Raw genomic sequence first — 26,331 nt, 5'->3', positions numbered from 1 at the left:
CTACAGCGCGTCGAGGCGCGCGGCCGCTGCCTCGGCGGAGCGCACGGCGGCGTCGATGCCGGAGCCGTGGAACGCCGAGCCGGCGAGCAGCACGCCGCGGCCCTCGAGCGACCGCTCGAGCTCCCGCACGCGCTCCTCGTGCGCGGGCGTGAAGACCGGGAGCGCGCGCGGCCAGCGCGAGACCCACGCGCGCTCGGGGGCCCCGTCCACGCGCAGCACGCGCGCGAGCGACGCCTCCGCGCGGGCCGCCCACGCGGCGTCCCCCATCCGCTCGAGATCCGCCGGCTCGGGCCGGAAGAAGAGGCGGAGCGTGACGTGGCCGGCGGGCGCGCGGCCCTCGAACTTCGAGGTCGTGAACGTGCACGCGCGGAAGCCGTGGCGCTGGTGCGCCGCGGCGACGATGAAGCCGGTGCCGTCGAGCGGGTGCTCGATCGCGGCGCGCGGGTACGCGAGCGAGACGGTCACGCTGGAGAGCGTCGGGGCGCCCGAGAGCGCGCGCGCCGGCTCGCCGAGCAGCGCGGCCGCGCCCGCGGCGGGCGTGGCGATCACCACCGCGTCCGCGTCGAGCGCGCCACCCCCCGTGAGCGAGAGCCGGTGGCCGTCGGCGACGCGCGCGAGCGAGGTGACCGCGGTGGAGAGCCGCACGTCGACGCGCGCGTCGACGATCGCGCGCGCGAGCGCCTCGACGAGCTGCGCCATCCCGAGGCGGAACGTCCGGATGCCCTTGCCGAGCTCGCCGCGCGGCACCTGGAAGCCGAGGAACTCCGCCGCCTCGCCCGGCAGGAGCTCGCGCAGCGGCCCGCCGTCGAACCCGAACGACCGATAGGTCTCCTGGCCGACGAGCTCCCCCCCGATGCCGAGCGCGCCGGCCAGCGCCGGAACCGCCTCGCTCCGCGCGATGAACCCCTCCGCCCCGTGCTCCACGACGAAGCCGCCGCCCCGCTCGGTCCAGAGCTGTCCGCCGAGGCGCGGCGCCGCCTCGACGAGCGCCACCTGGTCGCCCGCCGCCGCGCGCCGGAACGCCACGATGCACCCGGACAGGCCGCCGCCGACGATGGCAACACGTCGCATCGGCGCTCTATACCACGACGCCCAGGACACCACGACGTCCGGGGCGGCCTCCGCAGCGCGCCGCGGGGGCGCCGCCTCAGCCGAGCTGCGCCAGGAACTTCCGGAGCTGCTGCGCTTCCACCATCGTCATCACCGGGACGAGCCAGGCTTCGAGCGATGTGGTGTCACGAAACGCCTTGCGGCTCGAGTTGTGCGCGTCCCGGATGAGCCGCTCGACCTGGAGCCCGAGGATCGCGTTCGTCACCGGCAGCAAGTACGCCGTCCGATGCACCGTTGCGTTCTGGACGCGCATCATCTCCAGGAACTTCTCCGCGCTCTCGGGCGCGAGCACGTCGACCTGGAGCAGCTCGATGCACACGACCGCCCCATGGCGGTTCTGGGTGACGATCCCCTGGATCTTGGCAATGCACGCGTCGACCTCGCCGGCCGGCAGCGGTGTCCCGAGCCTCACCTCGATGAGGCGACCAGCCCTGTTGTCAACCGAGTACATGAGCGGAGCTACTCTAGCGTAGACGTCCGAACCGCAGCTCGTCAATCAACGGTGCATCGCTCGCCGTGCGCGCGCATACGTTGGCGACTCTTTATGGGCCAGCGCAGAAACGCCCGAGACGTGCTCAAACGTCCGACGAGAAAATCACCTTGCCGGGGCGCGCCTCTTCTTCGGAAGCGGCCTCGCGCTCGGCCTCCAGGGCCTTCGCCTCGGTCTCCAGCTCGGGAAAGCGATATCGGATCCCCTCCCCCGCCTCGAGGTCGACATCGCCCCCGAGCGCGACCACCTCGCGGGTGATCTCCTCCGAGCTCGGCGCCTCGCCCGCCGCGTCCTGCCAGGCCCGCGCGAGCTCCGCCTCGGTGATCGGCGCCCGGCCCCTCGCGCCGACACGGGAGAGGATCGCCCGAAGCACGGCCCGCCGCGCGTTCTGCCGGCCGATCCGCCGCCGCTTCAGCGGACGCAACAGCGCACGACCGAGCGGGAGCGCAAAGAGCGCGAGCGAGAAGACGAGCGGCACCACCCCGAGCGCGACCGCCGTCCCGGCGTCGGGCAGCTCGGACATCGGCACACCGCGGGCCAGGAGCCCGAGGTTGTCTATCGTGAGGTGCGCGCCGAGCGCATAGAGGCTCATCACCAGGTTGAACCCGTTGAGCGCCACGATGAGCGCGTTCACCCCACCGCTGTTCCCGGTCAACGGCGGCAGCTCCTCGCGCCGGCCCCAGACCGGCGCCGGCGCCGGCGACCACGCGTCCGCCGCCGTCCTCCGGATCGCCTCGAACCGGTAAACGAGGCCCCCCTCCTCCGACACGTCGACCGTGCCGTCGTAGTCGAGCATCAGCCGCGCCATCAGCGGATCCGCCTGATCGCGCGGCAGGCCCGTCACGCGCATCACGTCCGCGAGCCCGATCCGGCCCCGCTGGGCGCGGATCTCGGCGAGGATCAGCTTCTCGTGCTCCAGCGGATCGCGCGGCGCCGGCGTCGGGCCGAAGAAGAAGCGGTTCACCTTCTCGTAGAAGGGTGTCTCGTCCTTCCTCCGCCGCTGCCCGAACGCCCCGCGGTGGTCCTGAGACGACGACCACGACGAGCCCGCCGTCCACACGAACGGCGAGAAGGGATGGAACGTCCAGAAGATCGCGTCGAAGACCACGCGAAACAGGAGATAACCGACGAACGAGCCGGAGAAGCCGCTGCCCTCGCGGGAGTCGCTGTTCGACCGGGCGAACATCTGCGCGATCAGGATCCCGAGGAAGATCACGACATAGGCGATCAGCACGATCGCGATCCACGCGCGCACGAGGAAGCGGGCGACGCCGGCCGCGCCGCGGAGGACGGCGCCGAGCGCGCGCTCGAGCCGCGTGCGCGTCTGCCACGGCTTCGTGAAGCCGTGCGGGAAGCGGAAGAGCAGCTCTCCTTCGGTCGTGGCCTTGAGGTGACCGCGGTACTCGCTGACGAGCAGGTGCAGCCCGCTCTCCGCGTCGCGCAGCGGCAGGCCGCTCCTGGCCGAGGCGTCGGCGAGCGTCAGATCGCCGGTGTGCCCGCGCAAGGCGGACTCCAGGATGCCGGCGGCGCGGCGGGCTTCCATGAGCTTCGGAGATTTCAGCGTCAACGGTCGCTCGCCCTCCTCCGGGTGCGGCGCAGCCCGGCGGTCCACCCGCCCCGCCCGCGCATGGCGGCCGCCCTCCTCCGTGGAAGGCGCACGCCCCCCCGAAATTCATGGCCACGCCCGGGGCGCGGCGCAAAGGCCGGCGCGACTTTTCCGAGAGGTCAGCCGCCCGGGAGCGCGCCGGCCGGCGGCGGGTGCGACCTCGGCGTGGCGTCCGCGATCCGCACCTCCAACCCGAGCGCGTCGCGCAACATTCCCGCCTTCGCCACGACCGTCCACTCCTCGAGCGCGCGGTCCTCCGCGCCCTGCACCTCGAGCACCAGCGTGTCGCCCTCGATGCGGCCGCTCACCCCCGCGACCTTGGCCCGGTGCTCGCGATCGAGCGCGTCCGCGATGCGGAGGATCGACGCCATCGCCTTCACCTTGGAGCGCGCCTCGCGCGAGAGCGCGCGGAAGTTGTCGTGCTCCATGCTGGGCGGGGACTTCCGGTGGTAGCGCGCGACGTTCGCGACGAGCGCGCGCTCCTCGGGGGTGAGGCCCATGAGGTCGCTGTGGATGATGACGTAGTAGCTGTGCTTGTGGTGCCCCTCGTACCGGACGAAGTCGCCGACGTCGTGGAGCAGGGCCGCCGCGCGCAGGAGGATCCGGTCGCGCGGGCCCAGCCGGTGGCGCGGCGCGAGGTCGTCGAAGAGCCGCTCGGCGAAGCGGGCCACGAGCGCGCCGTGCTGCTCGTCGAAGTGGTAGCGGCGGCCGAGCCGGACGCAGGCGTCGGTCACCGCGGCGGCCTCGCCGCGGAAATCGGGCCCCAGGAAGTGGGCGTGGGCGAGGTCGACGAGCACGCCCTCCTTGAGCCCGACCCCGGGCGCGATGATGGCCGGCTGCGGGAACACCTGCACGATGCGGCTCAGGATCGCCGCGGCGGGGACGATGGTGTCGGCGCGGTCGGGGCGGAGGCCGTAGACCTGCGCGCGCTCCTCGGGCGTCCGCGCCGACATCTCGTCGAGCAGGCGGAGCATCGCGGGCACGTCGATCGCCCGCCCCTCCGGGAGCGCGCCCGGCGCGGGGCAGAGGTCCGCGAGCGTCTCGATGTTGCCGCCCGTGCCCACGAGCAGGTCGAGCCCCGCGCCGCCGCAGAGCAGCTCCACGATGTCGCGCGTGGCGTCGGCCGTGACGCGGTCGACGTACTCCTCGAGGAGCCGCCGGTGCCCCGCGTCGACCGGGCGGCGCGCGTCGAGGAACGTCTCGACCAGCCGCACCGTGCCCACCGGGAGCGAGCGCGAGAAGACCGCCCCGCGGCCGCGCAGCAGCGTGAGCTCGGTGGAGCCGCCGCCGATGTCGATGAGCAGCGCCGTCCGCGCGCCGAGCGCGACGCGCTCGCGGACGGCGAGCTGGACGAGGCGCGCCTCCTCGACGCCCTCGATGATCTCGACGTGGACGCCGGCCTCGCGCGCCGCGCGCTCGACGAAGAGGTCGCCGTTCCGGGCCTCGCGCGCCGCGCTCGTCGCCACGGCGCGGTACCGATCGACCTTGGCCGCGTCCATCGCCGCGCGGAAGCGCCGGAGCGCCTCGCAGGCGGCGCCGATCACCCCCGGCTCGAGCTCGCCCTTCGTGAACACGTCGCGCCCGAGCCGCACGGGCGCGCGATCCGCGTGGACGTCCCGGAACGGGTGAAAGCGCGGCGCGTCGAGCGCCCCGCCGGGCGGCGCGGGGAGCGCCGGATCCCGCCCGGCGCCGAACGCCCCGAGCGCCGGAGGCTCGACGTCGACGATGCGAAGCCGGATGGCGTTGGATCCGATGTCGATCGCAGCGAGCCGCGCCATGCCGGGAGAAGTAGCGAAGCCCGGGGCGGTTGGCTACTCTCATGCCCGCTCATGTGGAGGAAGCTTCATTGCGGGTCGGGGCCCCGCCTTCGCGGTCCCCTTCGTCATCGTCTCTCGACGGGCGCGCCCGGGCGGGCTCGGGGCGCGCGCCGTCTCCTCGCGTGCGCGAGCGCGGCGGCGCGCCTCGCGCTGACGGCCCCGGTCGCGGCCGCCGCGGCGCTCGCGCTCGCCGGGTGCGGCCCGGGCGAGGCGCGCGCGCCGAACCCGGTGCGCGCGCTGGACGAGCGCAGGGCGATCGAGGTGATCCGGAGGGCGATGGCGCAGGAGGGCGCGCGGCCGGTGCTCGGGCGTGAGGTCGAGCTCGTCAGCGGGCAGAAGATCCGCATCGACGTCGGCGTGCAGGGCCGCGCGTACGGCGTCGCCTACGTGACCGAGGAGGACGCCCGGGCGCTCGGCGCCGCGATCCCGCCGGCGAACGGGCGGGACGAGAAGCTGCGCATCGTCCGCGGCGGGCCGGACGGGGCCGCGCGCATCGTGCTCCTGTATCAGGACAACTACGTGTACGACGACCTCGTCGGCGAGTCGCACGAGCGCACGACGATCACGGCCGAGCGCCAGCTGACGCGCGACGTGAAGGACTTCATCACCTACGCGCGGACGCAGAAGTTCCAGTGAGCGCGCGCGAGGAGGGCGCGCGCCGCCCGGCGCGCCGCGGGGGGCAAAGGAGCGAGGCGGAGCGCCGCGCGCGCCGCGCGCTCGGCGGCGGGGGCCTGCTGCTCCTCACCGGGCTCGCGCTGGTCGGCGTCGGGCCGTCGGACGCGGGCATGGGGCTCACGGTCCTGGCGCTCGCGCTGCTCATCTACGGCATCCACAGCTTCGGCCGGCTGGGGCCGGAGCGGCACGCGCTGGACGAGCGGGCGGCGCCCCCCTCGTCCTGAGAGCGCGGCGGGGCGCGGCGGCCGAGCGGGCGCGGCCCCCTGTGTTGAGGCTTGCGGAGCGCGGCGCGTTCGAGCAGCATCCGCCGCCATGCATCGCCCCACACGCCAGCACCAGCACCTCACCATCAAAGTCGCCCAGAAGCAGGAGCGGAGCGCCCGGAGCTCGCGCAAGCCCGGCCGCAAGACCAAGCGCTGGAGCAAGTGGCTCACGGCGTACGCGCCGCTCGTCGCCGGCGCCGAGGCGGCCGCCACGGCCGCGAGCTGAGCCCCGCCGCGCCATCGCATAGAGGGCACCGCGCCCTGCGGCGCCCCGCCCTCCCCTCCTCTCCTTCCGAACATCCCCCCCACGAAGACATCGCGAGCCGGCGCGCGCCGCCCTCTGCGCGATGGCGCGGCGCCGCCGCCCGCGCGCGGCCATTTTCTGATGGGGGCGCGCCGCGTTCGCCACAGAGCCAAGGGAATCGCTTCTCCCGATGTCAGATCGGCCGAGCGCCAGGCCGCCTGTCACCTGGTCCGCGCGAGACGAGCGCGCCGGCGCAGCGCGCGTCGCACCCGACGCGTGAACGGGAAGACTCCATCTCTCGCGCAAGGAAGGTTGCATGGACGCTCGTGACCCGGACCTCAGGAACCCCCTCTGCGGGGACGCCCCCGATGGCACGGACAGCCCGCGCCAGGTCAAGGCGGGCTCACCGGCGACGCCCAGACCCTGCCCGGCGCGATGCAGTTCGTCCTCTGCTCCGGCGACTCCAACGAACCGCCGTGAAGGCGCCTCCCACGCCCACACCAGCGGCGCGCTGAGTCCCGCGCCATCGAGAGGCTCGAGCTGTCCTTCGGATCGAAGGGCTCGACGGGCTCCGCCGCGCACGCCCGCAAGGCCTCGCGCCGCGCCGGGAGCGGGAGATCTTCGCAAGTCAGGAGAGCGTCACGGGCAAAGCGGGCGCGCCCGTGGGCGGAGAAAGCGACGGAGACCACGTGGCCGGGCGAAGGGGGCCGGTGACAGGCGTTGTCACCAGGGACAGCGCGAGCTGCGCCGACGCTCGGGTCGGTGCCGTCCGTGTCGGCGCCGAGCGGCTTCCGTGCACCCGACAAAATGGACGCAGCGTCAGACGCGAACTTTCCTTTACAAGAGAGATTTACCCACTATCTATTGAGACCATAAAATCGACACAATCTCTCGCTTGAGATCCATTCAGGAGAGGAGACCTGGGTGGAGCCGCAGCGGCGCAGCGCGCGAGGTCGGCTCGTTCGACCAGGTGTCAACGATACCGCGCCGGCGATCCGGATGATCGCGCACGAGGGGTGGGGGGGGGGACCATGAAAAGGACATTGCCGTCAATACTCTCGCTCGCATCGATCGGACTTACGTTCGTTGCGTGTGTCCAGGAGCAAGATCCGGGATATGGCCTCAGCACGTCTTCAGCGACTCGGGTGCCCCAGAGGGCGACCCTCGGCGGTGGCCTGTTCGCCCGTTTGTCCCAGGGCGTGAGCGTCCGGTACTGGATGTCCAACCCCGATCGGGCGCCGATACACCTCCAGCAACGCTTCGGCGAGCTGCAGCGGGCTCTGCTCAGCGCTCGCACGGCTCCCGCGCGGATGGCGCCGACGGCGGATCTATTCAACCTGGATAAAGTGGGCTTGCCGCAGAACGAAGAGTCGGTCACGGCATGTCGCTCGGACATCGACATCGTGCTGGGCGGGACGAACGACTACCGGGGGCTCCTCGACCCGCTGTCCAATTTCACGGGCTGGCACCTGTCGACCAACGGCGGGGCGACCGTCAGGAACGAGGGGCGCCTGCCCACGGTGACGGTGGGCGGGATCGATCTCCCGTCGGGCGGAGACCCGGTGGACGTGGCGGACGGTGACTGCCAGCTGTTTGCTGGCAGCCTCAACTACGACCCTGTGGACCCGTTCAACAACCTGAACGCGATCGGGGTCTATCGCAGCGATCCCGCGACGCTGGCCCGCTGCCCCGGCGGCTCGGATCCCTCCTGCTGGCCCGTGCGCCGGGCGGTCGCCGTGTCCCGACCAGGGCACTTCCTCGACAAGGAGTGGATCGACGTCGGGGTGAGCGGCGACGCAGGCAAGGTCGTCTGGGCCGTCTACGCCGACTTCGCCGTCGACGAGTCGGCGCCGCTCGGGTTCACCTCCGCGAGCATCTACGCCGTCCGCTGCGATGCCGACCTGGAGAGCTGCACTGAGCCCATCCTGATCAGCGGCGACGACCAGGACGTCCAGTTCGGGGACGTCACCATCGGTCCTGACGGCCGCGTCTACATCACGTGGACCGAGATCCTGGGTGAGCTCGAGGGGACGCCGCAAACGTTCATTCACAAGCTGCGGATCGCCCCTGCCGGCAGCACCGATTTCGGGGACGAGCAGGTCGTCTACGAGGAACGCCAGGCGATCCCCTTCGGTGGCTCACTCCACGCGAACGACTTCCGGGTCGCCACCTACCCGAAGCACGCTGTGCGGAAGACGGACTGCGGCGGGACGCGCGTCTTCGTCGTGTGGGACGCGTGCGCGGTGCGACTCCTGGGCGAGATGTCGTGCCAGGAGCCGCAGATCAAGCTCGTGTACTCCGATGACGACGGCCGGCACTGGAGCGATGTGAAGATCCTCTCCGTAGAAGGAGACAACTACTTCCCCACGATCGCCGATGACCCGCTGGGGTCGAGCTTGGCGCTTGCGTGGTTCACCAACCGCCACGATACGAGGTTCCACAACCGGCAGGATGTCGAGCTCGTCTCGGTGGATCCATCCAGCGGCGAGGTGACCAGGCGGCAGCGCATCACCGGGATATCGAACGAGCCGGAGGCCGACCCGCTGCTCGGCGGCTCTTTCATCGGTGACTACATCGAGGTGTTCGCCCACCGCGAGGCCGCCTATGTTCACTACAACGCGAATTATCGGCAGGTCCAGCTCCTCGGGGAAGGATTCCGCATCCCCCAGCAGGACAATTTCCTGGCCAGGCGCCGGTTGGATCACTGACGCGGCCCGCTCCAGCGATCAGGGCGGCCAGGCGGCTTGAGCCGGCGCGGCTCGGGAGACCTGGTGCGCCGGAGCCCCGGCGAAGGGAGCGCTGGCAGCCCACGAGGCCGTGGCTCAGCGCCGCCTGGGAGCGCACGCGCGGCGCTCCTCGCCCCCGACGTCGCACACGCGGCGATCGACGATCCGAGCGCGCTCCGCGCGCTCCCGGGACGCGGTCCCGACAGGGCGCGTTGGTCGCCGCTCCAGGATTGCGATCTCGAACGAAGACAGGCACCCTCCTCACGTCGAAGGGTGAGGGACCATGAGCAGCGTCGAGAGCCGGGGAGAGCGCGCCCGCGAGGCACCGGCGCGGGGGCCGTCCCGTAAGGGGACGCCGTGAGCGCCGGGGCCGAGCTGCCGCCGTTCCGCGCTCGGCCAATCGCCGAGGACGGCCTCGCGCCGCTCTCGTACGCAGGCGACGGGGTGCGCATCCGGCTGGCGGCGGAGGCCGATCTCCCGGCGATCGAGGAGATCTACGCGTTCTATGTCGAGCGCTCGACCTGCACCTTCGCCACGACGGTCCCGACCGCGGCGGAGCGCCGGGCCTGGTTCCTCGCGCACGGGCCCTGCCACCCCGTCACCGTGGCGGTCGACGAGGACGGGACGGTGGTCGGCTGGGGCGCGCTGTCCGCGTGGAACCCGCGCGAGGCGTACGCCCGCTCCGTCGAGGACTCGGTCTACGTGCGCGAGGGCCGCCACCGGCGCGGCCTCGGGCGCCGCCTCCTCGCCGATCTGGTGCGCCGGGCCGAGGAGCTCGGCCACCGGGCGATCATCGCCCAGATCGCGGGCGACCAGGCGCCGAGCGTCGCGCTGCACCGCGCGCTCGGGTTCGAGGAGGTCGGGCGGCTCCGCGACGTCGGGTACAAGCTCGAGCGCTGGCTCGACGTGATCCTCATGCAGCGGCTGCTCCGCCGCCCGGAAGGCCCGGCCGGCGGAGCCTGACGCCTCGCTGCTAGGCCCTCGCGCCCTGCGCGGCGGCCGGCTTCCCCGGGCCCTCCAGGAACTCGTCGTACGTCCCGTTGAAGAGCTGCGGGCCGCTGGACGACAGCTCGAGCACGCGGGTGCCGAGCTTGCCCACGAAATGCCGGTCGTGGCTCGTGACGACGACCGTCCCCTTGTACTCGATGAGCGCCTGGAGGAGCGCGTCGATGCTCTCGACGTCGAGGTGGTTCGTCGGCTCGTCGAGCACCACCACGTTGTTCTTCAGCAGGATGAGCTTCGCCAGGAACAGCCGCGCGGCCTCGCCGCCGGAGAGGTTCTCGGTCTTCTTCAGCCCCGCCTCGCCGCTGAAGAGCAGCTTGCCGAGCACCGAGCGGACGTGCTCCTTCGGCGCGCTCGGGTCGAAGCGGTACAGCCACTCGTACGCCGTGTAGCCGGGCTCGATCGCCTCGTGGTGATCCTGCGCGAAGTAGCCGACGCTGGTGTCGTGGCCCCAGGTGACCTTCCCGGCGTCGGGCGTGAGCTCGCCGACGAGGAGCTTGAGGAGCGTCGACTTGCCGATGCCGCTCGGCCCGATGACCGCGAGCTTGTCGCCGCGGTTCAGGTTCATGTCGAGCCCCTTGAGCACGCGCAGGTCGCCGAAGCTCTTCGCGAGCCCCTCCACGCGCAGCACGTCGCGGCCGGAGGGCTTCTCGATCTCGAACTTGATGTACGGCCGGACCACGCTCGTGCGCTTCACCTGGATGCCGGCCTCGAGCTTCTCGATCTCCTTCACCCGCGACTGGGCCTGGCTCGACCGGCTCGCGCTCGCGCCGAAGCGGGCCACGAAGTCCTTGAGCTCGGCGATCTTCTTCTTCTTCTGCGCGGCGTCGGCCTCCGACTGGCGCCGCCCGGTCGTCTTCTGCTCGATGAAGTCGTCGTAGTCGCCCGTGTAGAGCGTGACCGTCTGGTAGTCGACGTCGGCGACGTGGGTCGCGATCGCGTTCATGAAGTGCCGGTCGTGGCTCACGACGAGGAGCGTGCCGCGGAAGGTGTCCGTGAGGTACGCCTCGAGCCACCGGATGGAGTCGAGGTCGAGGTGGTTCGTCGGCTCGTCGAGGAGCAGCACGTCGGCGCCCGCGAAGAGCGTCTGGGCGATGAGGACGCGCAGCTTGTACCCGCCGGCGAGCGTGCTCACCGTGCTCGTGTGCCGCGCGGTCGCGATGCCGAGCCCCTCCAGGATCTCGGCCGCGCGCGCCTCGGCGGTGTAGCCGTCCTCCTCGCCGATGGTCCCCTCGAGCTCGGCCAGCCGCATGCCGACCTCGTCGGTCATCTCGCCCTCGAGCAGCCGGTCGCGCTCGTGCATGGCGTCCCACAGGGCGCGGTTCCCCATGAGGACCGTGTCGAGGATGCGGCAGGACTCGTAGGCGAAGTGGTCCTGCTTCAGGACCCCGACGCGGAGCTGCTTCGGGATCTCGACCGAGCCCTGATCCGAGTCCTCCTCGCCGGCGATGACCTTGAGGAGCGTGGATTTCCCCGCCCCGTTGGCGCCGACCAGCACGTACCGCTTGCCGGGGTCGAAGCGCATCGAGACGTTCTCGAAGAGAATTTTCGGACCGTACCGTTTGGTGAGCTTTTCGAGCGTGATCATCGAAGGCGCGGGGAGTAGCACGTGCGCGCGCACATTTCCGGCGAAAATGAGCCCGCGGCCCCCCCGGCGCCGCCCTGCCGCCGGGCCGTCACGGCGGCCGTTGCGGGCCCGCCGGCGGCTCCCCTGCCCTCCCCTGCCCCGGACGTCGCGCCGCCTCGCCCCCTGGACGGCCGCGGGGCGCCGCCATCGGCCGCGGCCACGGCGCCGGGGGTCAGCCCCGTCCACCGCTTGAACGCGCGATGGAAGGCGCTGGGGCTCGAATAGCCGAGCTCGTGGGACACCTCCTTGAGCCGGGCGTCCCCCAGCGCCTGCCGCGCCCTCTCGAGCCGCAGCTCCTGCAGGAGCTCCCGGTGGCTCACGCGCGCCGCGGAGAGGCGCCGCTGGAGCGTGCGCGCGCTCATGCCGAAGCTCTCGCCGATGCGCGCGAGGCTGGGGTCGCCCGCATCGAGGGCGAGCGCGAGGGCGTGCCGGAAGGCCGCCACGAGCTCGTCGTCGTGCGCGACCGTCCCACGGACGTCGAGGCGAGACAGCGCGGCCTCCGCCTGCGCCACGAGGATGCTCCGGAGCGCCGGGTCGTGGCTCTCGACCTTCGCCCGGACGATGTCGCGATCGAAGATCAGCTCGTCGAGGCCGCCCCCGAACCGCACCGGGGCGCCCAGGACCTCCTCGTACGCGCTCACCGCGGCCGAGGGCGCGTGCGCGAACCGGATCAGCCGCGGCGCGAACGCCGGACCGAACATCGTCCGCGCGCGGTCGACGATCAGCCCAAGCAAGAGCTCCGCCAGCGAGGGCAGGCCGCCGGGCGCGGCGTGGCGGACCCGGAAGCTCCGCCGGTCGGCCTCGGTCCAGACGCGCCCCGCGTCCGCGAGCAGCGGCAGGTACCGCGTCAAGAGCTCGAACGCCTCGGCCCCGGTCGTGCTGGTCTTCGCCAGGTAGTCGAGGAGGTCCAGGCTGCCCGGCGGGAGCTTTCGGGCAGCGCGAAGGCTCAGGAGAGGACCTGCCGCCCGGTCCGTCAGCCCGCTCCACGCGCGGCGGACCACGGCGATGGGGACGCGGGCGCCCCGCTGCTCCAGGAGCCCCGTGGGGAGCGCCATCAGGCGCCGGACATCGGCGGCCTCGAGCCCGTCTCTCACACCCGCCGTCGCGAGAACCCGCAAGAACTCCGTGGACCCCGAATTGTAAGCAGGCACGATGACGCATTATGAGAGCGTGTCGCAAAATGTAAACGCTCATCCGGCCGACACCGCTCGTCAAGCAGCATCCTGAGCGTCATAGATGCCTGTGACAACCACCATGGCCCTCAGGACCGTACCGATGACCTGCCCCGACGCCCTCCCGGAATCCGCACCATCAGCTCACCCCGACACGGCGCCTGGCCGGCGCCGCGCGCGATCGCGCGCGGCCGCCGCCCTCTGCGCCCTGGCCGCGTGGATGACCTCCGGGTGCGACGCTTCCGTCACGCCGCCGGCCGGCGGGCGAGGCGCGATGGACGGGCTCCCTCTCTCGGCCTCACGCGAGCCCGCCGCCGGGACGAGAGCAGCAGAGTCCATCGCCTCGGCCGCGCTCCCCTCGACGTCCGGAAGAGCCCCGGTGCGCGGGTTCGCGGATCTGCACTTTCACATGATGTCCGAGGAGGCGTTCGGCGGCGGCTGGCTGCATGGCAAGCACGACGGCCCCGGCGCCCTGGATGACTGCGACGGCGGGATCCCCGACAGCGATCACGCGCGCCTCCGGCAGAACCTCGGCGAGCTCCTGGACCGGTGCCCGCAATCGACGATGCTCGACTTTGCCACGAGCGGCGCGCTGTCGGCGCTCGTGGGGCTCGGGGGCGGCGTCGTCGGCTCCGAGGCGATGGGCAAGATCGAGGGCACGGACGGCGACACCGGGCTGCACCTCCACCGGAAGGGCTCCGGCGAGGGGTGGCCGCGCTGGGACACCATCGCGCATCAGCAGGGACACGTCGACTGGCTGCGCAGCGCGCACGAGCGCGGCCTCAACCTCATCGTGATGTCGGCGGTGAGCTTCGACTGGCTCTGCTCCATCCTGCCGGAGCAGAACCGCGCGCGCCCCTGCGACGAGATGGCCGACGTCGACCTCCAGATCCAGATGACCCACGCGCTGGTCGCCCGGAACGCCGGCTGGATGGAGGTCGCGCGCTCGCCCGCGCACGCCCGGCAGATCATCGGCGCCGGCAAGCTGGCCGTCGTGCTCTCCATCGAGGCGAGCCACCTGTTCGGCCGCGACGTCGACGCGGCCCGGATGCGCGCGGCGCTCGACAAGTACCACGCGCTCGGCGTCCGGACGCTGCAGCCGGTGCACCAGGTCGACAACGCCTTCGGCGGCGCGGCGCTGCACAACCCGATCCTCCAGTTCGCGCAGTACACCGAGACGTGCTTCATCGACACCGACTGCGACGCCACCCTGGCCGGCGTCACGCTCGGCATGGATGTCGACGAGCGCTGCCACAACATGCGCGGGCTGACGCCGCTCGGCGAGCAGCTCATCGGCGAGATGATGGACCGGGGGATGCTCATCGACGTCGCCCACATGGCCGAGCGGGGCGTCGATCGCGCCTTCGAGCTCTCGCGGGCGCGCGACTATTATCCCATCTACATCTCCCACGGGCACTTCCGCGAGATCATGGGTCCGGAGGTGGCGGAGACCGAGAAGTCCACGCCCGCGCGCGTCGTCCGCATGATCCGACAGACCGGCGGGATCTTCGGCCTGCGCACCGCGCACGACGAGACCCGGCAGTACACCCGGAGCCCGGTCGAGAACAGCTGTCAGGGCTCGTCGCGCTCCTTCGCCCAGGCCTACGACTACGGTCGGCTCGGCCTCAAGGTCCCCATGGCGTTCGGGGCCGATCTCAACGGCTTCATCCAGCAGACGCGGCCCCGCTTCGGCGAGGACGGGGCGTGCTCCGCGGCGTTCCGGGCGGAGGCCGATTGCCAGGCCAAGGACCAGCGCGATCACGGGCCTGGCCCGCTGGGCGCCGAGTTCGACGAGAAGGGCCTCGCGCACGAGGGGATGCTGCCCGATCTCCTGGCCGACCTCGACCGCCTGGGCGTGGACACGTCGGCCCTGCGCTCCTCGGCCGAGTCGTTCCTGCGCATGTGGGAGCGCGCGGAGGGCCCGCGCTCGGGCATGGCCGATCCCGCGACCGACCTGGACGAGGGCGGCATTGCCCCCTTCGTCCCCGCGGAGGAGCGGGAGCTCGCGTATCCCACGAAGTGCGGCGCGGCCTACTGCCCGGGCTTCCAGGAGCTCGGGGGCCGCTGCCGCTTCAACGAGGAGTGCGCGAGCGGCCAGTGCACGGCCGTCGCCTGCAACGCGATCCCGGGCCGCTGCGTCTGCAACGATGACGCCGATTGCGGCGGCGGGTACTCCTGCGCGCTCAGGACGCCGGGGGTCGGCGGCGACAACGAGTGCGTGCCGGCCAGGGCCGATCACGAGACCTGCACGCGCGACGGCCAGTGCGCGTCCGGCCGCTGCGGCGGCTTCATCGCTGGCACGGGCTGGTGCTACACGCCCGGGTCCAGGTCCATCGGCCAGGGCTGCCGCGTGAACGCCGAGTGCCCCAGCGACCGCTGCGGCGATCTCACCCGGACCTGCCTCTGCCGGTACGACGAGCACTGCGCCGCGAACCAGTTCTGCGGCTGGGGCGCCAACGACGGCAAGTGCATGGACAAGCGCCCCCGGGGCGGGGCGTGCACGAAGGACAGCCACTGCGCGTCCGGGACCTGCCGGATCACCTTCACCTGCCGCTGAGCGCCGCGCCGCGCGCCACCGCATGACAGGACGGCGGCGCCGGGCCCTGGCCCGCCGCCCGCCCCGCGCCCCTCCCGCGGTCGCCTCCTCCGCGAGCCCTCGCCCCCCGGACGCCTGCGACACGTTGACGCTGCGGCGACGTGACGCATCTGGTGGACAGTCATTCTCCTGGATGATGGAGCCATCTACGCTCGTGAGAGCTCCTTGGAGGAAGATATGCACAAGCCCTTGATTCTCTCCGCTGTCCTGTCCTTGATCGCGCTGGGCGCCCCGGCGTGCACCGAAGCGGAGGCGGCCCACCCGGAGGTCGAAGACGCGCCCACCGATCCGCGGTTCACGGCCGACGGCCGGCTCATTCGGCCCGATGACTACCGGGAGTGGATCTATGTCACCTCCGGGCTGGGCATGAGTTATGGCCCGGAGACGCCGCCCGGCGATCCCCCGTTCGACAACGTCTTCGTGCACCCCGACGCCTACGGCGTGTTCAAGGAGACCGGGACCTGGCCTGACAAGACGATCTTCGCGCTGGAGCTCCGCGGCTCCGCGGGCGAAGGCTCGATCAACGAGGCCGGCGCATATCAGACCGGCCTCATCACCCTCGAAGCGTCCGTCAAGGACGAGGCGCGCTTCCCCGAGGCGTGGGCGTACTTCGGGTTCGGGACCCCCGAAGGGACGCTCGCGGAGACCGCGGCCCCCTTGCCGAAGGAGGCCTGCTTCAACTGCCACGCGCAGAACGCCGCGGTGGACAACACGTTCGTGCAGTTCTACCCCACGCTCTTCGAGATCGCCGAGCGCCACGGGACGCTGAGGCCGGATTACCCCAAGTGACCGGTCGTGGCCAGGGCGCGGAGCGATTCACGCCGGCGGTGCGCGCGGTCCGCGACAAGATGATGCGACGGCGGCGTGCTCCGTGGCATCATCGCCCCCGTGCCGCGCGCCGCCTCGACGGCTCGACAGCGGGCACTTTCCTCGGGAATCACGCCCATGCCCTGGAACCCGGACCGTTATCATCAATTCCAAGCCCAGCGCAGCGCGCCGTTCGACGACCTGCTCGCCCTCGTCCACGCCCGGCCAGGTCTTCGCGTGGTGGACCTGGGGTGCGGGACGGGGGAGCTCACACGCTGCCTCGCCGACGTCCTGCCCGGCTGCGACGCCCTCGGCCTCGACCTCTCTCCCGAGATGCTGGAGCGGGCGCGCGCGCATGCCCGGCCGGGGTTGCGGTTCGAGCAGGGCGATCAGGCGGCGCTGCGCGGGACCTGGGATCTCATCTTCTCCAACGCCGCCTTGCAGTGGTCCGAGGACCACGCGGCGCTGCTCCCGCGCCTGTTCGCGTGCCTCGCGCCGGGCGGGCAGCTCGCCGTCCAGGTGCCGTCGAACCACGCGCACGTCTCGTACCGCACGATCCTCGAGATCGCCGGGCAGGATCCCTTTCGCGGCGCGCTGGGCTCGTGGACCCGGACGACGCCCGTGCTGCCGCCCGAGACCTATGCCGACCTCCTGTTCAGGCTGGGCGCCGAGGAGATCGTCGCCTTCGAGAAGGTGTATCCCCATGTCCTCGAGAACGCGCAGGCCGTGGTGGACTGGATCTCCGGCACGGTCCTGGTGCCCTACTTCGAGCGGCTGCCCGAGGCGCTGAGATCGGACTTCTCGAGCGCGATCCTGAGGCGACTGCAAGCGATCTGGCCAGAAGGTCCCGTGTTCTATCCGTTCAAGCGGATCTTCTTGTCCGCCATCCGCCCGCGCTGAGGGGTGCCATCGGGCCAGCCCCCCTGCCCCCGCCACGCACCGCCGACCCGGCCGAGAGAGGATATTTCTCCCGGTTCCGGCCGCGCTCACGCCCGCGCCCGGAGCCGCCCGATCCACGGCAAGAACCGCCCGGCGCGCGCGGCGTAGCGCAGGTACTCGCCGCCGTGCACGCGCGCGAGGTACGGCTCCTCCACGAGCCTCACCTGGAGCTCGACGGCGATCACGAGCGCGGCGACCGCCGCGAGCGCGAGCGCGCTCGGGGCCATGAGTGCGATCCCGAGCACGGCCAGGACCATCGCCGTGAAGATCGGGTTGCGCACCTGCCGGAACGGCCCCGCCGTGACCAGCGCCGTGCGCGCCCCGGGATCGACGCCGATGCGCCACGACGCCCCCATCGCGAGCTGCGACCAGAGCGTGAGCGGCAGGCCCGCGGCGAAGAGCAGCGCGCCCAGCGCGGCGACGAGCGGCCGGTCCAGCGCGCCCACCGGCCGCGCCACGCCGGCCAGCGCGAGCAGCGGCGCCGCGCCCGAGAGGACGAACGCGACCACGAAGAGCGCGCCCCCCATCCACCGCAGCGACAGCGGCGGATCCGTGACCCCGACGAAGCCGGTGCTCCCCGTGCGGCGGCGCTGGACCACCGAGCGAAGCATGAACGCGACGAGCAGGTAAAGCGCCCAGGCGACGACCGCGAGCGACGACATGATCTTGCCTCCAGGTGGGTGTCGCGACAGTATCCGAGCATTCGCTCGGGTTTTCAGCTCGGGTTCGGGAGAGGGCGATGGGCGCGGCCAGGGCGCGGGTTCGACCGAGGAAACTGCCGGTCCAGCGGCGATCGCGGCAGACCGTGGACGCCATCCTCCGAGGGGCTGCTCGGGTTCTGGTCCGCCGCGGGTGGGCCGGCATGACGACGAACCACGTGGCGGTCGCGGCCGGGGTGTCGATCGGCTCGCTGTACGAGTACTTTCCGGGCAAGGAGGCGCTCGTGCTCGCGCTGGCCGAGCGCCACCTCGACGCGGCCGAGGCGAGCCTGCTCGCGCACCTCGGGGAGGTGCTGCCGCGGGCGCTCGCCCTGCCGCTCGGCGAGGTCGTGCGCGCGCTCGTCTCCGTGATGGTCGCGCTGCACGCGGAGGATCCGCGGCTCCACCGCGCGCTCTTCGAGGTGGCGCCGCGGCTGCCGGAGCTCGCGGGGCGCGTGCGGCGGCTGGAGGAGGCGTCCGTGCGCATGCTGGAAGGGCTCCTGCGCGCGCACCCGGAGGCGCGGGTGCGCGACGCGGGCCTGTCGGCGCGGCTCGTGGTCGAGCTCGTCGAGGCGCTGACGCACCGCTGGGTCGTGGGCGCGGACGGGGCGCCGGTCGCCGCGGACCGGATGGCCGACGAGCTCGCGGCCATGGTGACGGGGTACCTCCGCGGCGCGGAGCGCGCGGCAGGCGGCGCCGGCCTCGCGGCGACGTGATCGGCCGGTCCGCTTGCCAGCGGCCCCGCTCGGGCGCGACGATGTCGCCTCTCCATGAAGCGCGCCGCTCTCCTCCCGCTCGCCCTCCTCGCCGCATGCGCCAGCGCTCCGGCTCCCCAGCCCGCCCCCGCCGCGCCCCTGCACGTCGCGGCGCGCCCGGACGGCGCCGAGCCCGCGGCGGCGCGGCCCGCGGAGGCGCGGCCGGTGAGCGCGCCGGCCGAGCTGATGATGGTGCTGCGGGTCGCCGATCCGCGGCGGACCTGGCAGCACGCCACGCAGCACCTGGCGAGCACGCCGTTCGGCCAGTCGCTGCTCCGCGCGGGCCCGATGGGCCCCGACCTGCTGCTCGGGCGAGCGATCGGTCCGGCGCTCGCCGACATGGTCGATCTGGGCAAACCGCTCGACGTCGCCGTGCTCGACGTCGCATCCCCGCGCTTCGTCTTCTCCCTGTCGGTCCCGGAAGAGAGGGTGCCGCGGCTCCACGAGCGCTTCGTCCTCGAGAAGCGCAGCGGCCTGCTGCGCGTGGAGCGCGCGCGCGAGGCCGACGCCGGGGCGCCGCCCCGCGCCTGCGCGTTCGAGCCCGGCGAGCGCAGGGGCAGCGCGCGCCTGCTCTGCGCGGAGGGCCAGGAGGATCTCGAGGTGACCGCGCCCTACCTCGTCGAGGTCGTGGGCCGGGAGCCGCTCGAGGCCGACGCGCGGCTCGAGATGCCGGAGTCGGGGATCCGCGAGGCGATGGAGCGGGGGCGCGCCACGCGCGACGACGGCGCTGAGAGCTACTCCGCGCGGATGGGCAGGGAGACCGGCGAGCGGTTCGTGGGCGACATCGAGGACCTGCGCCTCGACGTGACGTGGGGCCGCGCGGACGTCGAGGTCGGCCTCGGCCTGCGCTTCGCGAGCCAGCGCTCGCCGCTCACGCGGGCCATCGTGCCGGCCGCCGTCGGGGGCGCGGCGCTCCCGCCGGCGTTCCTCCGCCTGCCGGCCGACACGGCGCTCGCCCTCTACACCCAGGGCGCGTCGCGCGCGGAGCTCACCCCGCTGCGAGACACCTTCTTCGGGTGGCTCCGCGACGACATGGTCCGCGGCGGCTACGACGCCGCCCGGCTCGACCGGTTCTTCGAGCACCTCGGCGCCCTGGTCTTCACGGGCGGGCCGGTGGTGTTCGGCGCGGGCGGCGACCGCGCCGCGGCGGAGAAGGCGCTCGCGGCCTACCAGGGCGGCGGCAAGGGCGCGCAGCGCGCGCAGGCGGCGGCGCGCCGCGCGCTGCAGGGGTGGTTCCTGGTCGCGATCGAGGAGCCCGGCCAGACCTGGACCGCGGGGGTGAAGGAGCTCCTCCAGCTCGGCGACGAGCTCGACCAGCACAGGGCGCCGGGCGCGGGCACGACCGGCGACGCGCCGGATGGCCGCAAGCGCGGGGACCGCGCCCCGCGGAGCCCCCAGATCGTGCTCGCCCGCGCGCCCGCCGCGCTGCCCGCGGGGACGATCCACGCCGAGCTGCGCTCCAGGCCGGCCGCGAAGGACGGCCCGCCCGCGTCCACGACCCACGTCTACGTCGTGCCGGCCGGCCAGCGGACGTGGATCGGCGTCGGGAAGGACGACGCCGCGGTGGTGGCGCGGCTGCGCGTCGCGACGGAGGCCGGGCGCGACGCGCGGACGCTCGGCGCGGCGCCGGGCGTGGAGGCGCTGCGGCAGCGCGGGCTCCACGCCGGCGCGCTCCTCTCGCTGGCGGGCTGCGCGCTGCTCGCCGCGCGCGGCGACACGCCGGCAAAGCTCTCGGACGCCGCCGAGACGCTCGCCCTGGTCGCGGCGCTGCCCTCGCGCGGCGAGAGCGCGATCCCCGTCACGGTCACCTCCGAGGTGCTCGGGTCGGGCGCGGCGCGCGTCAGCACCCGCGCGCGGCTGTCCCCCGCGGCGCTGCAGGACATCATCACGCTCCTCTCGCGCTGACGCCGCGCGACGGGGCGGCGGCGGAGGGGCGTCCGGGGCGCGGGGCTCACCGCGCTCCGGGGCGCGTGACGCGGCACAGCCGGAAGCCGATCGTCGGATCGCCGCGCAGGTCCGGCGGGCTCCCCATCCGGAACGAGACGCGCACGGCCCACGCGCAGTCGGCCCAGGAGCCCCCGCGCAGCACGCGCTGCCTCGCCGCGGCCGGCCCGCCCGGGTCGGCGCGCGGGCTCTCGGCGTAGTAGCGCGCGTCGTACCCGTCGCCCGTCCACTCGCGGACGCCGCCGCTCATGCCGAACAGGCCGTACCCGTTGGGCGGCACGCTGCGCGGCGGCCGGATCGAGAACGCCTCGAACCGATCGAAATCGCAGCGCGCCGCGGACGGCGGCGCGTCGCCCCAGGGATAGGGGCGGCCGACGAGGCCGCCGCGCGCGGCCTTCTCCCACTCGGCCTCGGTCGGCAAGCGGTACGTGACCTGCTCCCCGGAGAGCGCCTCGCCGAGCGCCGCCGCCTGATCCCACCCGACCGCGACCATGGGCTTCTGGTCGTAGGTCCACGGGCGCGCCGGATCGCCGCGCGCGACCTCTCCGAACAGCGCGCTCGCCGCCACGGCGCGGTCGCCGGACCGCCACGCGACGTCCGGCGCGTGGGCGTGCCAGTCGCGCGCCGCGAGCGTCTCGGACTCGCAGTACTGCCGGCGGATCTTGTGGTCGTTGAGGAGCCTGAACGTGTCCGGATCGGGCCTGCCCTTCTTCTTCGGCTTCGGAGGGGGCCCGCCGTTCGGCGGGGGCGGCCAGCCCATGAGCGCGTGGTACGCGGACCACGTGATGGGCACGTCGGTGATCCAGAACGCGCCGAGCTCCACCGCGTGCACCGGCCACTCGTCGACGTCGCCGTCGTCCGCGCCCATGAGGAACGGGCCCGCGGGCACATAGCGGAACACGAGGCCGTGCTCCTCGATCCGGAGCCGGTCGAGCAGGCGGCCGCGCGCCGCGGCGAGCGCCGGGTCCCCGGGCGCGAGGCCGAGCGCGGCGTCATAGGCGGTGGCGGCCAGCGCGAGGCGCCCCTCGCCCTCGAGGCGCGCGGCGAGGGACACGAGCTCCGCGGCCGAGGGGAGCGCGCGGTCCGCGGACAGGAGCCAGGTCGCGTCGAGGGCGCTCACGGGAGCCTCCGCTGCGCGCGCAGGACGGTCAGCGGGTTCTGGCGCTGCGGCGCCGCCTCGTGCCGCGCGAGCCACGGGTCGGGGGCGTTCACGTCGCCCGCCATGACGAGCGAGCGCGCGCGGCACCCGCCGCCGAACGAGGCGGTGCCGGCGCCGTCGCCGGGGAGGCCGCGGATGGCGCGGAGGCGCTCGCTCGCGCGCCAGATCTGCTCGAACGGGGCGCGGCGGAGGTTCTCCGCGACGAAGCCGGGGCCGAGGAAGCTGCACGGGTTCACGTCGCCGCCGACCGAGATGGAGCACACGGTGTTGCCCGCGCCGCAGCCCCAGTTGTCGTGCACGACGGCCCGCGTCTCGCCGCGGCTCCTCGGCGAGAAGGGGTCGATCGCGCGCGCCGCCGTGGCGCGGCCGTCGCCGGTCGCGCCGAGCGTGAAGAGGGCCCCCAGCGCGGCCTCGTAGTCGTCGAACGACGGCCACAGCTCGGGGCGCGCCCCGGCGGCGCCCACGGGGTAGAGCGGCCGGAGCACCGCGGTGTGCGCGCCGGCGGCCGCGGCAAGCTCGGCGAACGCCGCCGCCTCGGAGGCGTTGTGGCGCATGACCGTGAACGCGAGCGAGAAGCGCGCGTGCCGCCGGAGCATCGCGACCTTCTCCAGCACGCGCGCGAACGTGCCCTCGCCCCGGACCGCGTCGTTCGTCTCGGCCGTGGCGCCGTCGAGGCTGACGTTGAGCCACACGAGCGAGCGCTCGCCGAGCTTCCTCGCGGTCTCCTCGGTGAGCAGGAGCGCGTTCGTGGTGAGGCACGGGTGCAGGCCGTGCGAGGTCGCGAGATCGAGGAGGTCGAACAGATCCTTGCGGAGCAGCGGCTCGCCGCCGGTGAGCCCCAGCCGGAACGAGCCGAGGCGCGCGAGCGAGGCGAACAGCGCGTCCAGCTCGGCGAGGGTGAGCGGGGGCTCGCGGCGCGGGAGCTCGCCCGCGAAGCAGTGCGCGCAGGTGAGGTTGCACGCGGCGACGACCTCGAGGTGCACGGCCAGCGGCCCGGTGAGGTGATCGGCGGGCGGCGCGACGTCGAGCGCGACGCCGTCGAAGAAGAGGTCGTGCGTGAAGAAGGCGCGCTCGTACAGGGCGGAGGCGAACGCGGCGAGCGCGCCGCGGCGCCCGGGCGGCGCGGCGTCGACGATCGCGCCGATCGGGGTCGCGCGGGCGCGGAGCAGGACGTCGGTGGTCTCGTGATCGAACGGCAGGTAACGCGACGTGCGGCGATCGAACACGGTCGACCCGAAGTGCTGCGGGACGAGGACGAGCGGCGGGCGGGCGGTCACGGCGCGCCCCCGAGGTCGACGTCGAACGAGCACCGGACCCAGAGGCCGCCGCGCGCGTCCGGCAGCTCGACGACGCGGGCGCCGGTCCTCAGGACCTCCTGGAGGTGCCAGCCGGCGCCGCCCTCCCGGGCCGCCTCCGCGGGCGCGAGCGCGCGCCAGCCGCCCTCGTCGAAGCCTGGCAGCTTCCATGCGTCGCCGCCGGGATCGCGGGAGGTCCCGACGATCGCCGCGCCGACGCCCGAGCGGACGTCGAGGCTGCGCCCGATCGACCTGTCGCGCCGGGGCTCCAGCGTGCTGCCCGGCTCGGTCTCGTCGGAGTAGCGGAGGGAGAGCGCGAGCCGGGCGGGCGCGCCGCCCTCGACGCGGAGGGCGAGCGCGAGGACGTGCGCGCCCGGGCGGGCGTCGATCCGGCTCGATCGTACGGGCGCGCCGTCGAAGAAGACCTCCGCGTCGCCCGCCGTCCAGAGGCGCAGCGAGAGCGGCAGCGCCTCCTGCGGGTCGATCCAGCGGAGGATGCCGCCGCCGCACCCCGCCGGGACCTCGCAGCTCGAGTAGTCCTCGAGCACGAGGCGCTGCGACGATTTCTCGTAACGCGCAAGGTCGTTGACGACGAGCTCTCTCTTCCTGGCCACGCGCCGAGGGTAACAGGCCGCGTCTCCGCGCCAACGCCTCTCTTGCCGCTCCCCCGGTGAAGCGGGCGGCCTGAGCATGTCTTGACAAGGGAAACGGCGTTTGTTCCCCTCGACAGGCTCCGTTCATCCATCGAGGAGCCATGCCGGAGGGCATGCGGCGATAACTTCATCCGAGGGAAGCCCGGCTCCGTCGGCGGGATACGGCGAGACCGACACCCCGAGCGCCTCGAGACAGGAGCACGTGTCATGGCGATCCGCACGGTCGATGATGCGACACCGTCACCCGTCGCCCCGCCGAAGGCCTGTCCGGTCTCCCGCATCGGCGCGGAGTTCAACCCGTTTCACGGCGCGCAGCTCGAGGATCCCTACCCGTTCTATGCGCGCGCTCGCCGGGAGGAGCCTGTCTTCTACAGCCCCGTGACCCGGCTGTGGTACGTGACCCGGTACGACGATATCGTCGCCGTGCTGAGGGATCCGGCCCGCTTCTCCTCCGCGCAGTCGGTCGATCTCCCGCTCGATTTCACGCCCGAGACCCGGGAGGCGATCCGGACGAGCTACCTGTCGCGGTGCTCGCTCATCGACAACGACCCGCCGTCGCACACGCAGATCCGGCGCATGGTCAACAAGGCGTTCGCGGCGCGGCGGATCGCCGATCTCGAGGCGCGCGTCCGCGCGATCGCCGCGGACCTCATCGATCGGTTCGCGGCGCGGGGCCACGCCGATCTCGTCGAGGAGCTCGCCTTTCCGCTGCCCATGCGGGTGATCCTCAGCGTCCTCGGCGCGCCGGAGGGCGATCTCGGGCAGCTCAAGCGGTGGTCGGACGACTGGATGACGCTCGTCGCCGTCCAGCTCACCCCCGAGCGGCAGCGCGAGGTCGTGGGCCGCCTGCTCGAGTCCGAGCGCTACTGGACGAGCCTCATCGAGGAGCGGCGCGCGCGGCCGCGCGACGACCTGCTGAGCGACCTCGTCGAGGCGTCGCAGGAGGAGCAGCCTCCGGTGCCGCTCTTGCAGCTCGTCAACGTCTGCGCGGTCCTGGTCCTCGCCGGCCACGAGACGACCATGAACCTGCTGGGCCTCTGCGTTCATCGGCTCCTCCGCGAGCCCGACGCGTTACGCCTCGTCGGCGAGGACCCGGCGAACATCCCCGGGGCGGTCGAGGAGACGCTGCGCGCGGACACGTCGGTTCATGCCCTGATGCGCACCACGACGGCGCCGGTCGAGGTGGGCGGGGTCAAGCTGCCGAAGGGGGCGCAGCTCGCGCTGCTGTTCGCCTCGGCGAACCACGACGAGGCCCATTTCCAGGACGGCGCCCGGTTCGACCTGCGCCGCGAGGACGCGACCCGGCACCTCGCCTTCGGCCACGGCGTCCACTTCTGCGTCGGCGCGCCGCTCGCGCGGCTGGAGGTGCGGGTCGCCCTGGAGCTCCTCATCGAGCGCCTGCCGGGGCTGCGGCTCGTGCCCGACCAGGAGATCACGTACGTCGTGAACCCGATCCACCGCGGCCTGAAGGCGCTGCAGATCGCGTGGGACGCGCGCGGCGACGAGGGCGCCCGCCTCGCCCTCAGGGCCTGAGGCGCAGCCTGGCCGTCACGGGGAAGTGATCCGACGGATAGCGGCCGTCCTGGTGATGGCGGATGATCTCGGCCATGAGCACCTCCGTGACCGGCGCCGGGGGTGCGAAGATGAAATCGATCTTCTCCCCGTCCTCGACGCCGCTGAACCTGTTGAAGGTCCCGACCGTCGCCTCGTCCGGGTAGAGGACGCGGAACGTGTCCACGAATCCCGGAGGGGCAGGCACCGGCGCCGTCCCCTCGCTCGCGCGCGCCGCCTCCCCCTTGACGTAAAGGACCGCCGGATTGCGCTCGCCCGCGTTGAAGTCCCCCGTGAGGATCACCGGGTCGGGGTGGGCGCGCCGCGCGATCCTGTCGGCGATGAGCTCGACGCTCCGCGCGCGCGACGGCTGGGATTCGTGGTCCAGGTGCGTGTTGAACAGGTAGAAGCCGCGGCCGGAGCGCTTCTCGACGAGCCTGGCCCAGGTGCAGATCCGCACGACCACATTCCCGAAGCTCCTGGATCCGGGCATCTCCGGGGTATCGGAGAGCCAGAACGTGCCGCTCTCGTCCACATCGAAGCGATCCTCGGCATAGAGAATCGCCGAGTACTCCCCTGCCTCGACGCCGTCGTCGCGGCCGACGCCGAGCTCGGCGTACGGGAGCGCGCCGCGGAGATCATCCATCTGGGATCTCAGCGCCTCCTGAAGCCCGATCGCATCGGGGTTTGCGTCCCGGATGACCTGATAGACCATCTCGCGGCGATTCGGCCACGCATCGATACCGTCCGCGCGGTTTGCATAGCGGATGTTGAAGGTCATCAGGTCGAGCTCCACCGGAAGGGCCGTGACGGCCCCGCCCGCGCCGCCCGTCCCACCCATGCCACCCCCCTCACCGGGGCCGCCCGCGCCGCCCGTTCCCCCCGCGCCGCCCATTCCACCCACGTCGCCCTCCTCGCCGGCGCCGCCCTCCTCGCCGGCGCCGCCCGCGCCGCCCGTTCCGCCTGTTCCGCTCATACCGCCTGTGTCCCTGGCATGCCCCCCGCCGCCTGGCTCGCCGCCGCATCCGAAGAGAAAAAGCGTTGCTGTTGCGAGAAGGAACGATGTCTTCAAGCTCGTCATTCTTTCCTCGTCAAGCAGCCCGAGAGGCTGGCGACCGGGCCCGCGAGATCGTCCGCATGCCCGAGATCCTCCGAGGCAGGGGGCGTGTCCCCGTTCGAGCGTGACGTCAAGCGCGTCGCCG

General features: G+C 73.0%; 22 protein-coding genes. 11 read left to right on the top strand and 11 right to left on the bottom strand.

What is annotated here, in order from left to right; genetic code table 11:
* The 4 genes from WMF31_RS11540 to WMF31_RS11525 form a co-directional block, all read right to left on the bottom strand.
* Complete coding sequence (locus WMF31_RS11540; RefSeq protein WP_436601987.1) at positions 1 to 1,071, bottom strand: protoporphyrinogen/coproporphyrinogen oxidase; 1,071 nt, start codon at positions 1,069 to 1,071, stop codon at positions 1 to 3.
* A gap of 76 nt (positions 1,072 to 1,147) precedes the next feature.
* Complete coding sequence (locus WMF31_RS11535) at positions 1,148 to 1,561, bottom strand: hypothetical protein (protein ID WP_436601986.1); 414 nt, start codon at positions 1,559 to 1,561, stop codon at positions 1,148 to 1,150.
* Between the two features lie 124 nt (positions 1,562 to 1,685).
* Positions 1,686 to 3,167: a hypothetical protein gene (locus WMF31_RS11530; protein ID WP_436601985.1), complete on the bottom strand. Its 1,482-nt coding sequence runs from the start codon at positions 3,165 to 3,167 to the stop codon at positions 1,686 to 1,688.
* Positions 3,168 to 3,325: 158 nt separating this feature from the next.
* Positions 3,326 to 4,984 carry a Ppx/GppA phosphatase family protein gene (locus WMF31_RS11525; protein ID WP_436601984.1) on the bottom strand — a complete coding sequence of 553 codons (1,659 nt, stop codon included), beginning with the start codon at positions 4,982 to 4,984 and terminating at the stop codon, positions 3,326 to 3,328.
* Positions 4,985 to 5,035: 51 nt separating this feature from the next.
* Between WMF31_RS11525 and WMF31_RS11520 the strand changes: the two genes are divergently transcribed.
* From WMF31_RS11520 to WMF31_RS11500, 5 genes are all read left to right on the top strand, one after another.
* Positions 5,036 to 5,659 (top strand): hypothetical protein, encoded by a 624-nt coding sequence (locus WMF31_RS11520; protein WP_436601983.1) that lies wholly within the window; start codon positions 5,036 to 5,038, stop codon positions 5,657 to 5,659.
* On the top strand, positions 5,656 to 5,922 hold the full coding sequence (locus WMF31_RS11515) for a hypothetical protein (RefSeq protein WP_436601982.1): 267 nt from the start codon (positions 5,656 to 5,658) through the stop codon (positions 5,920 to 5,922). Before WMF31_RS11520 ends, WMF31_RS11515 begins: the two co-directional genes overlap by 4 nt.
* Before the next feature lie 88 nt (positions 5,923 to 6,010).
* Positions 6,011 to 6,187, top strand: coding sequence for a hypothetical protein (locus WMF31_RS11510; RefSeq protein WP_436601981.1), 177 nt, complete (start codon positions 6,011 to 6,013; stop codon positions 6,185 to 6,187).
* Between the two features lie 1,370 nt (positions 6,188 to 7,557).
* Positions 7,558 to 8,913 (top strand): hypothetical protein, encoded by a 1,356-nt coding sequence (locus WMF31_RS11505; protein ID WP_436601980.1) that lies wholly within the window; start codon positions 7,558 to 7,560, stop codon positions 8,911 to 8,913.
* 375 nt (positions 8,914 to 9,288) lie between these two features.
* The gene (locus WMF31_RS11500) at positions 9,289 to 9,894 is read left to right on the top strand and encodes an N-acetyltransferase family protein (protein WP_436601979.1); all 606 of its coding nucleotides are present in this window, start codon (positions 9,289 to 9,291) and stop codon (positions 9,892 to 9,894) included.
* Between the two features lie 10 nt (positions 9,895 to 9,904).
* Here the strand turns inward: WMF31_RS11500 and WMF31_RS11495 are convergent, their stop codons facing one another.
* Together WMF31_RS11495 and WMF31_RS11490 are read right to left on the bottom strand one after the other, a co-directional pair.
* Complete coding sequence (locus WMF31_RS11495) at positions 9,905 to 11,521, bottom strand: ABC-F family ATP-binding cassette domain-containing protein (protein ID WP_436601978.1); 1,617 nt, start codon at positions 11,519 to 11,521, stop codon at positions 9,905 to 9,907.
* Positions 11,518 to 12,654, bottom strand: a complete 1,137-nt coding sequence (locus WMF31_RS11490) for an AraC family transcriptional regulator ligand-binding domain-containing protein (protein WP_436601977.1) — start codon at positions 12,652 to 12,654, stop codon at positions 11,518 to 11,520. The genes WMF31_RS11495 and WMF31_RS11490 overlap by 4 nt, the downstream gene beginning before the upstream one ends.
* 457 nt (positions 12,655 to 13,111) lie before the next feature.
* On the opposite strand from WMF31_RS11490, the gene WMF31_RS11485 reads away from it, so the two are divergent.
* From WMF31_RS11485 to WMF31_RS11475, 3 genes are all read left to right on the top strand, one after another.
* Entirely contained in the window at positions 13,112 to 15,289 is a 2,178-nt protein-coding gene (locus WMF31_RS11485) for a membrane dipeptidase (protein ID WP_436601976.1), read from the top strand.
* A gap of 216 nt (positions 15,290 to 15,505) precedes the next feature.
* A complete protein-coding gene (locus WMF31_RS11480) occupies positions 15,506 to 16,117 on the top strand; it encodes a cytochrome P460 family protein (protein WP_436601975.1) in 612 nt (203 codons plus the stop codon).
* A 156-nt stretch (positions 16,118 to 16,273) separates the two neighbouring features.
* Positions 16,274 to 17,035, top strand: a complete 762-nt coding sequence (locus WMF31_RS11475) for a methyltransferase domain-containing protein (protein WP_436601974.1) — start codon at positions 16,274 to 16,276, stop codon at positions 17,033 to 17,035.
* Between the two features lie 86 nt (positions 17,036 to 17,121).
* On the opposite strand, the gene WMF31_RS11470 is transcribed toward WMF31_RS11475, so the two are convergent.
* On the bottom strand, positions 17,122 to 17,736 hold the full coding sequence (locus WMF31_RS11470) for a methyltransferase family protein (protein WP_436601973.1): 615 nt from the start codon (positions 17,734 to 17,736) through the stop codon (positions 17,122 to 17,124).
* Between the two features lie 77 nt (positions 17,737 to 17,813).
* On the opposite strand from WMF31_RS11470, the gene WMF31_RS11465 reads away from it, so the two are divergent.
* On the top strand, positions 17,814 to 18,488 hold the full coding sequence (locus WMF31_RS11465) for a TetR/AcrR family transcriptional regulator (RefSeq protein ID WP_436601972.1): 675 nt from the start codon (positions 17,814 to 17,816) through the stop codon (positions 18,486 to 18,488).
* A 54-nt stretch (positions 18,489 to 18,542) separates the two neighbouring features.
* Positions 18,543 to 20,432, top strand: a complete 1,890-nt coding sequence (locus tag WMF31_RS11460) for a hypothetical protein (protein WP_436601971.1) — start codon at positions 18,543 to 18,545, stop codon at positions 20,430 to 20,432.
* Positions 20,433 to 20,478: 46 nt separating this feature from the next.
* Here the strand turns inward: WMF31_RS11460 and WMF31_RS11455 are convergent, their stop codons facing one another.
* The 3 genes from WMF31_RS11455 to WMF31_RS11445 are packed head-to-tail and all read right to left on the bottom strand — an operon-like array spanning position 20,479 to position 23,539.
* A complete protein-coding gene (locus WMF31_RS11455) occupies positions 20,479 to 21,591 on the bottom strand; it encodes a formylglycine-generating enzyme family protein (protein ID WP_436601970.1) in 1,113 nt (370 codons plus the stop codon).
* Positions 21,588 to 22,907: a radical SAM/SPASM domain-containing protein gene (locus WMF31_RS11450; protein ID WP_436601969.1), complete on the bottom strand. Its 1,320-nt coding sequence runs from the start codon at positions 22,905 to 22,907 to the stop codon at positions 21,588 to 21,590. The genes WMF31_RS11455 and WMF31_RS11450 overlap by 4 nt, the downstream gene beginning before the upstream one ends.
* Entirely contained in the window at positions 22,904 to 23,539 is a 636-nt protein-coding gene (locus WMF31_RS11445; protein WP_436601968.1) for a hypothetical protein, read from the bottom strand. The genes WMF31_RS11450 and WMF31_RS11445 overlap by 4 nt, the downstream gene beginning before the upstream one ends.
* A 246-nt stretch (positions 23,540 to 23,785) precedes the next feature.
* Here WMF31_RS11445 and WMF31_RS11440 point away from each other — a divergent pair, with 246 nt between their 5' ends.
* The gene (locus WMF31_RS11440; RefSeq protein WP_436601967.1) at positions 23,786 to 25,111 is read left to right on the top strand and encodes a cytochrome P450; all 1,326 of its coding nucleotides are present in this window, start codon (positions 23,786 to 23,788) and stop codon (positions 25,109 to 25,111) included.
* On the opposite strand, the gene WMF31_RS11435 is transcribed toward WMF31_RS11440, so the two are convergent.
* Positions 25,101 to 26,105, bottom strand: coding sequence for an endonuclease/exonuclease/phosphatase family protein (locus WMF31_RS11435; protein ID WP_436601966.1), 1,005 nt, complete (start codon positions 26,103 to 26,105; stop codon positions 25,101 to 25,103). The genes WMF31_RS11440 and WMF31_RS11435 overlap by 11 nt on opposite strands.
* Between the last annotated feature and the right edge of the window lie 226 nt (positions 26,106 to 26,331).

Origin of the sequence: Sorangium sp. So ce1036, from assembly GCF_051369805.1 — a bacterium.
GTDB classification, from domain to species: Bacteria; Myxococcota_A; Polyangia; order Polyangiales; family Polyangiaceae; genus Sorangium; species Sorangium cellulosum_F.
Note: the sequence above shows the minus strand (reverse complement) of the source record. Positions and strands in the feature narration are given on the sequence as shown.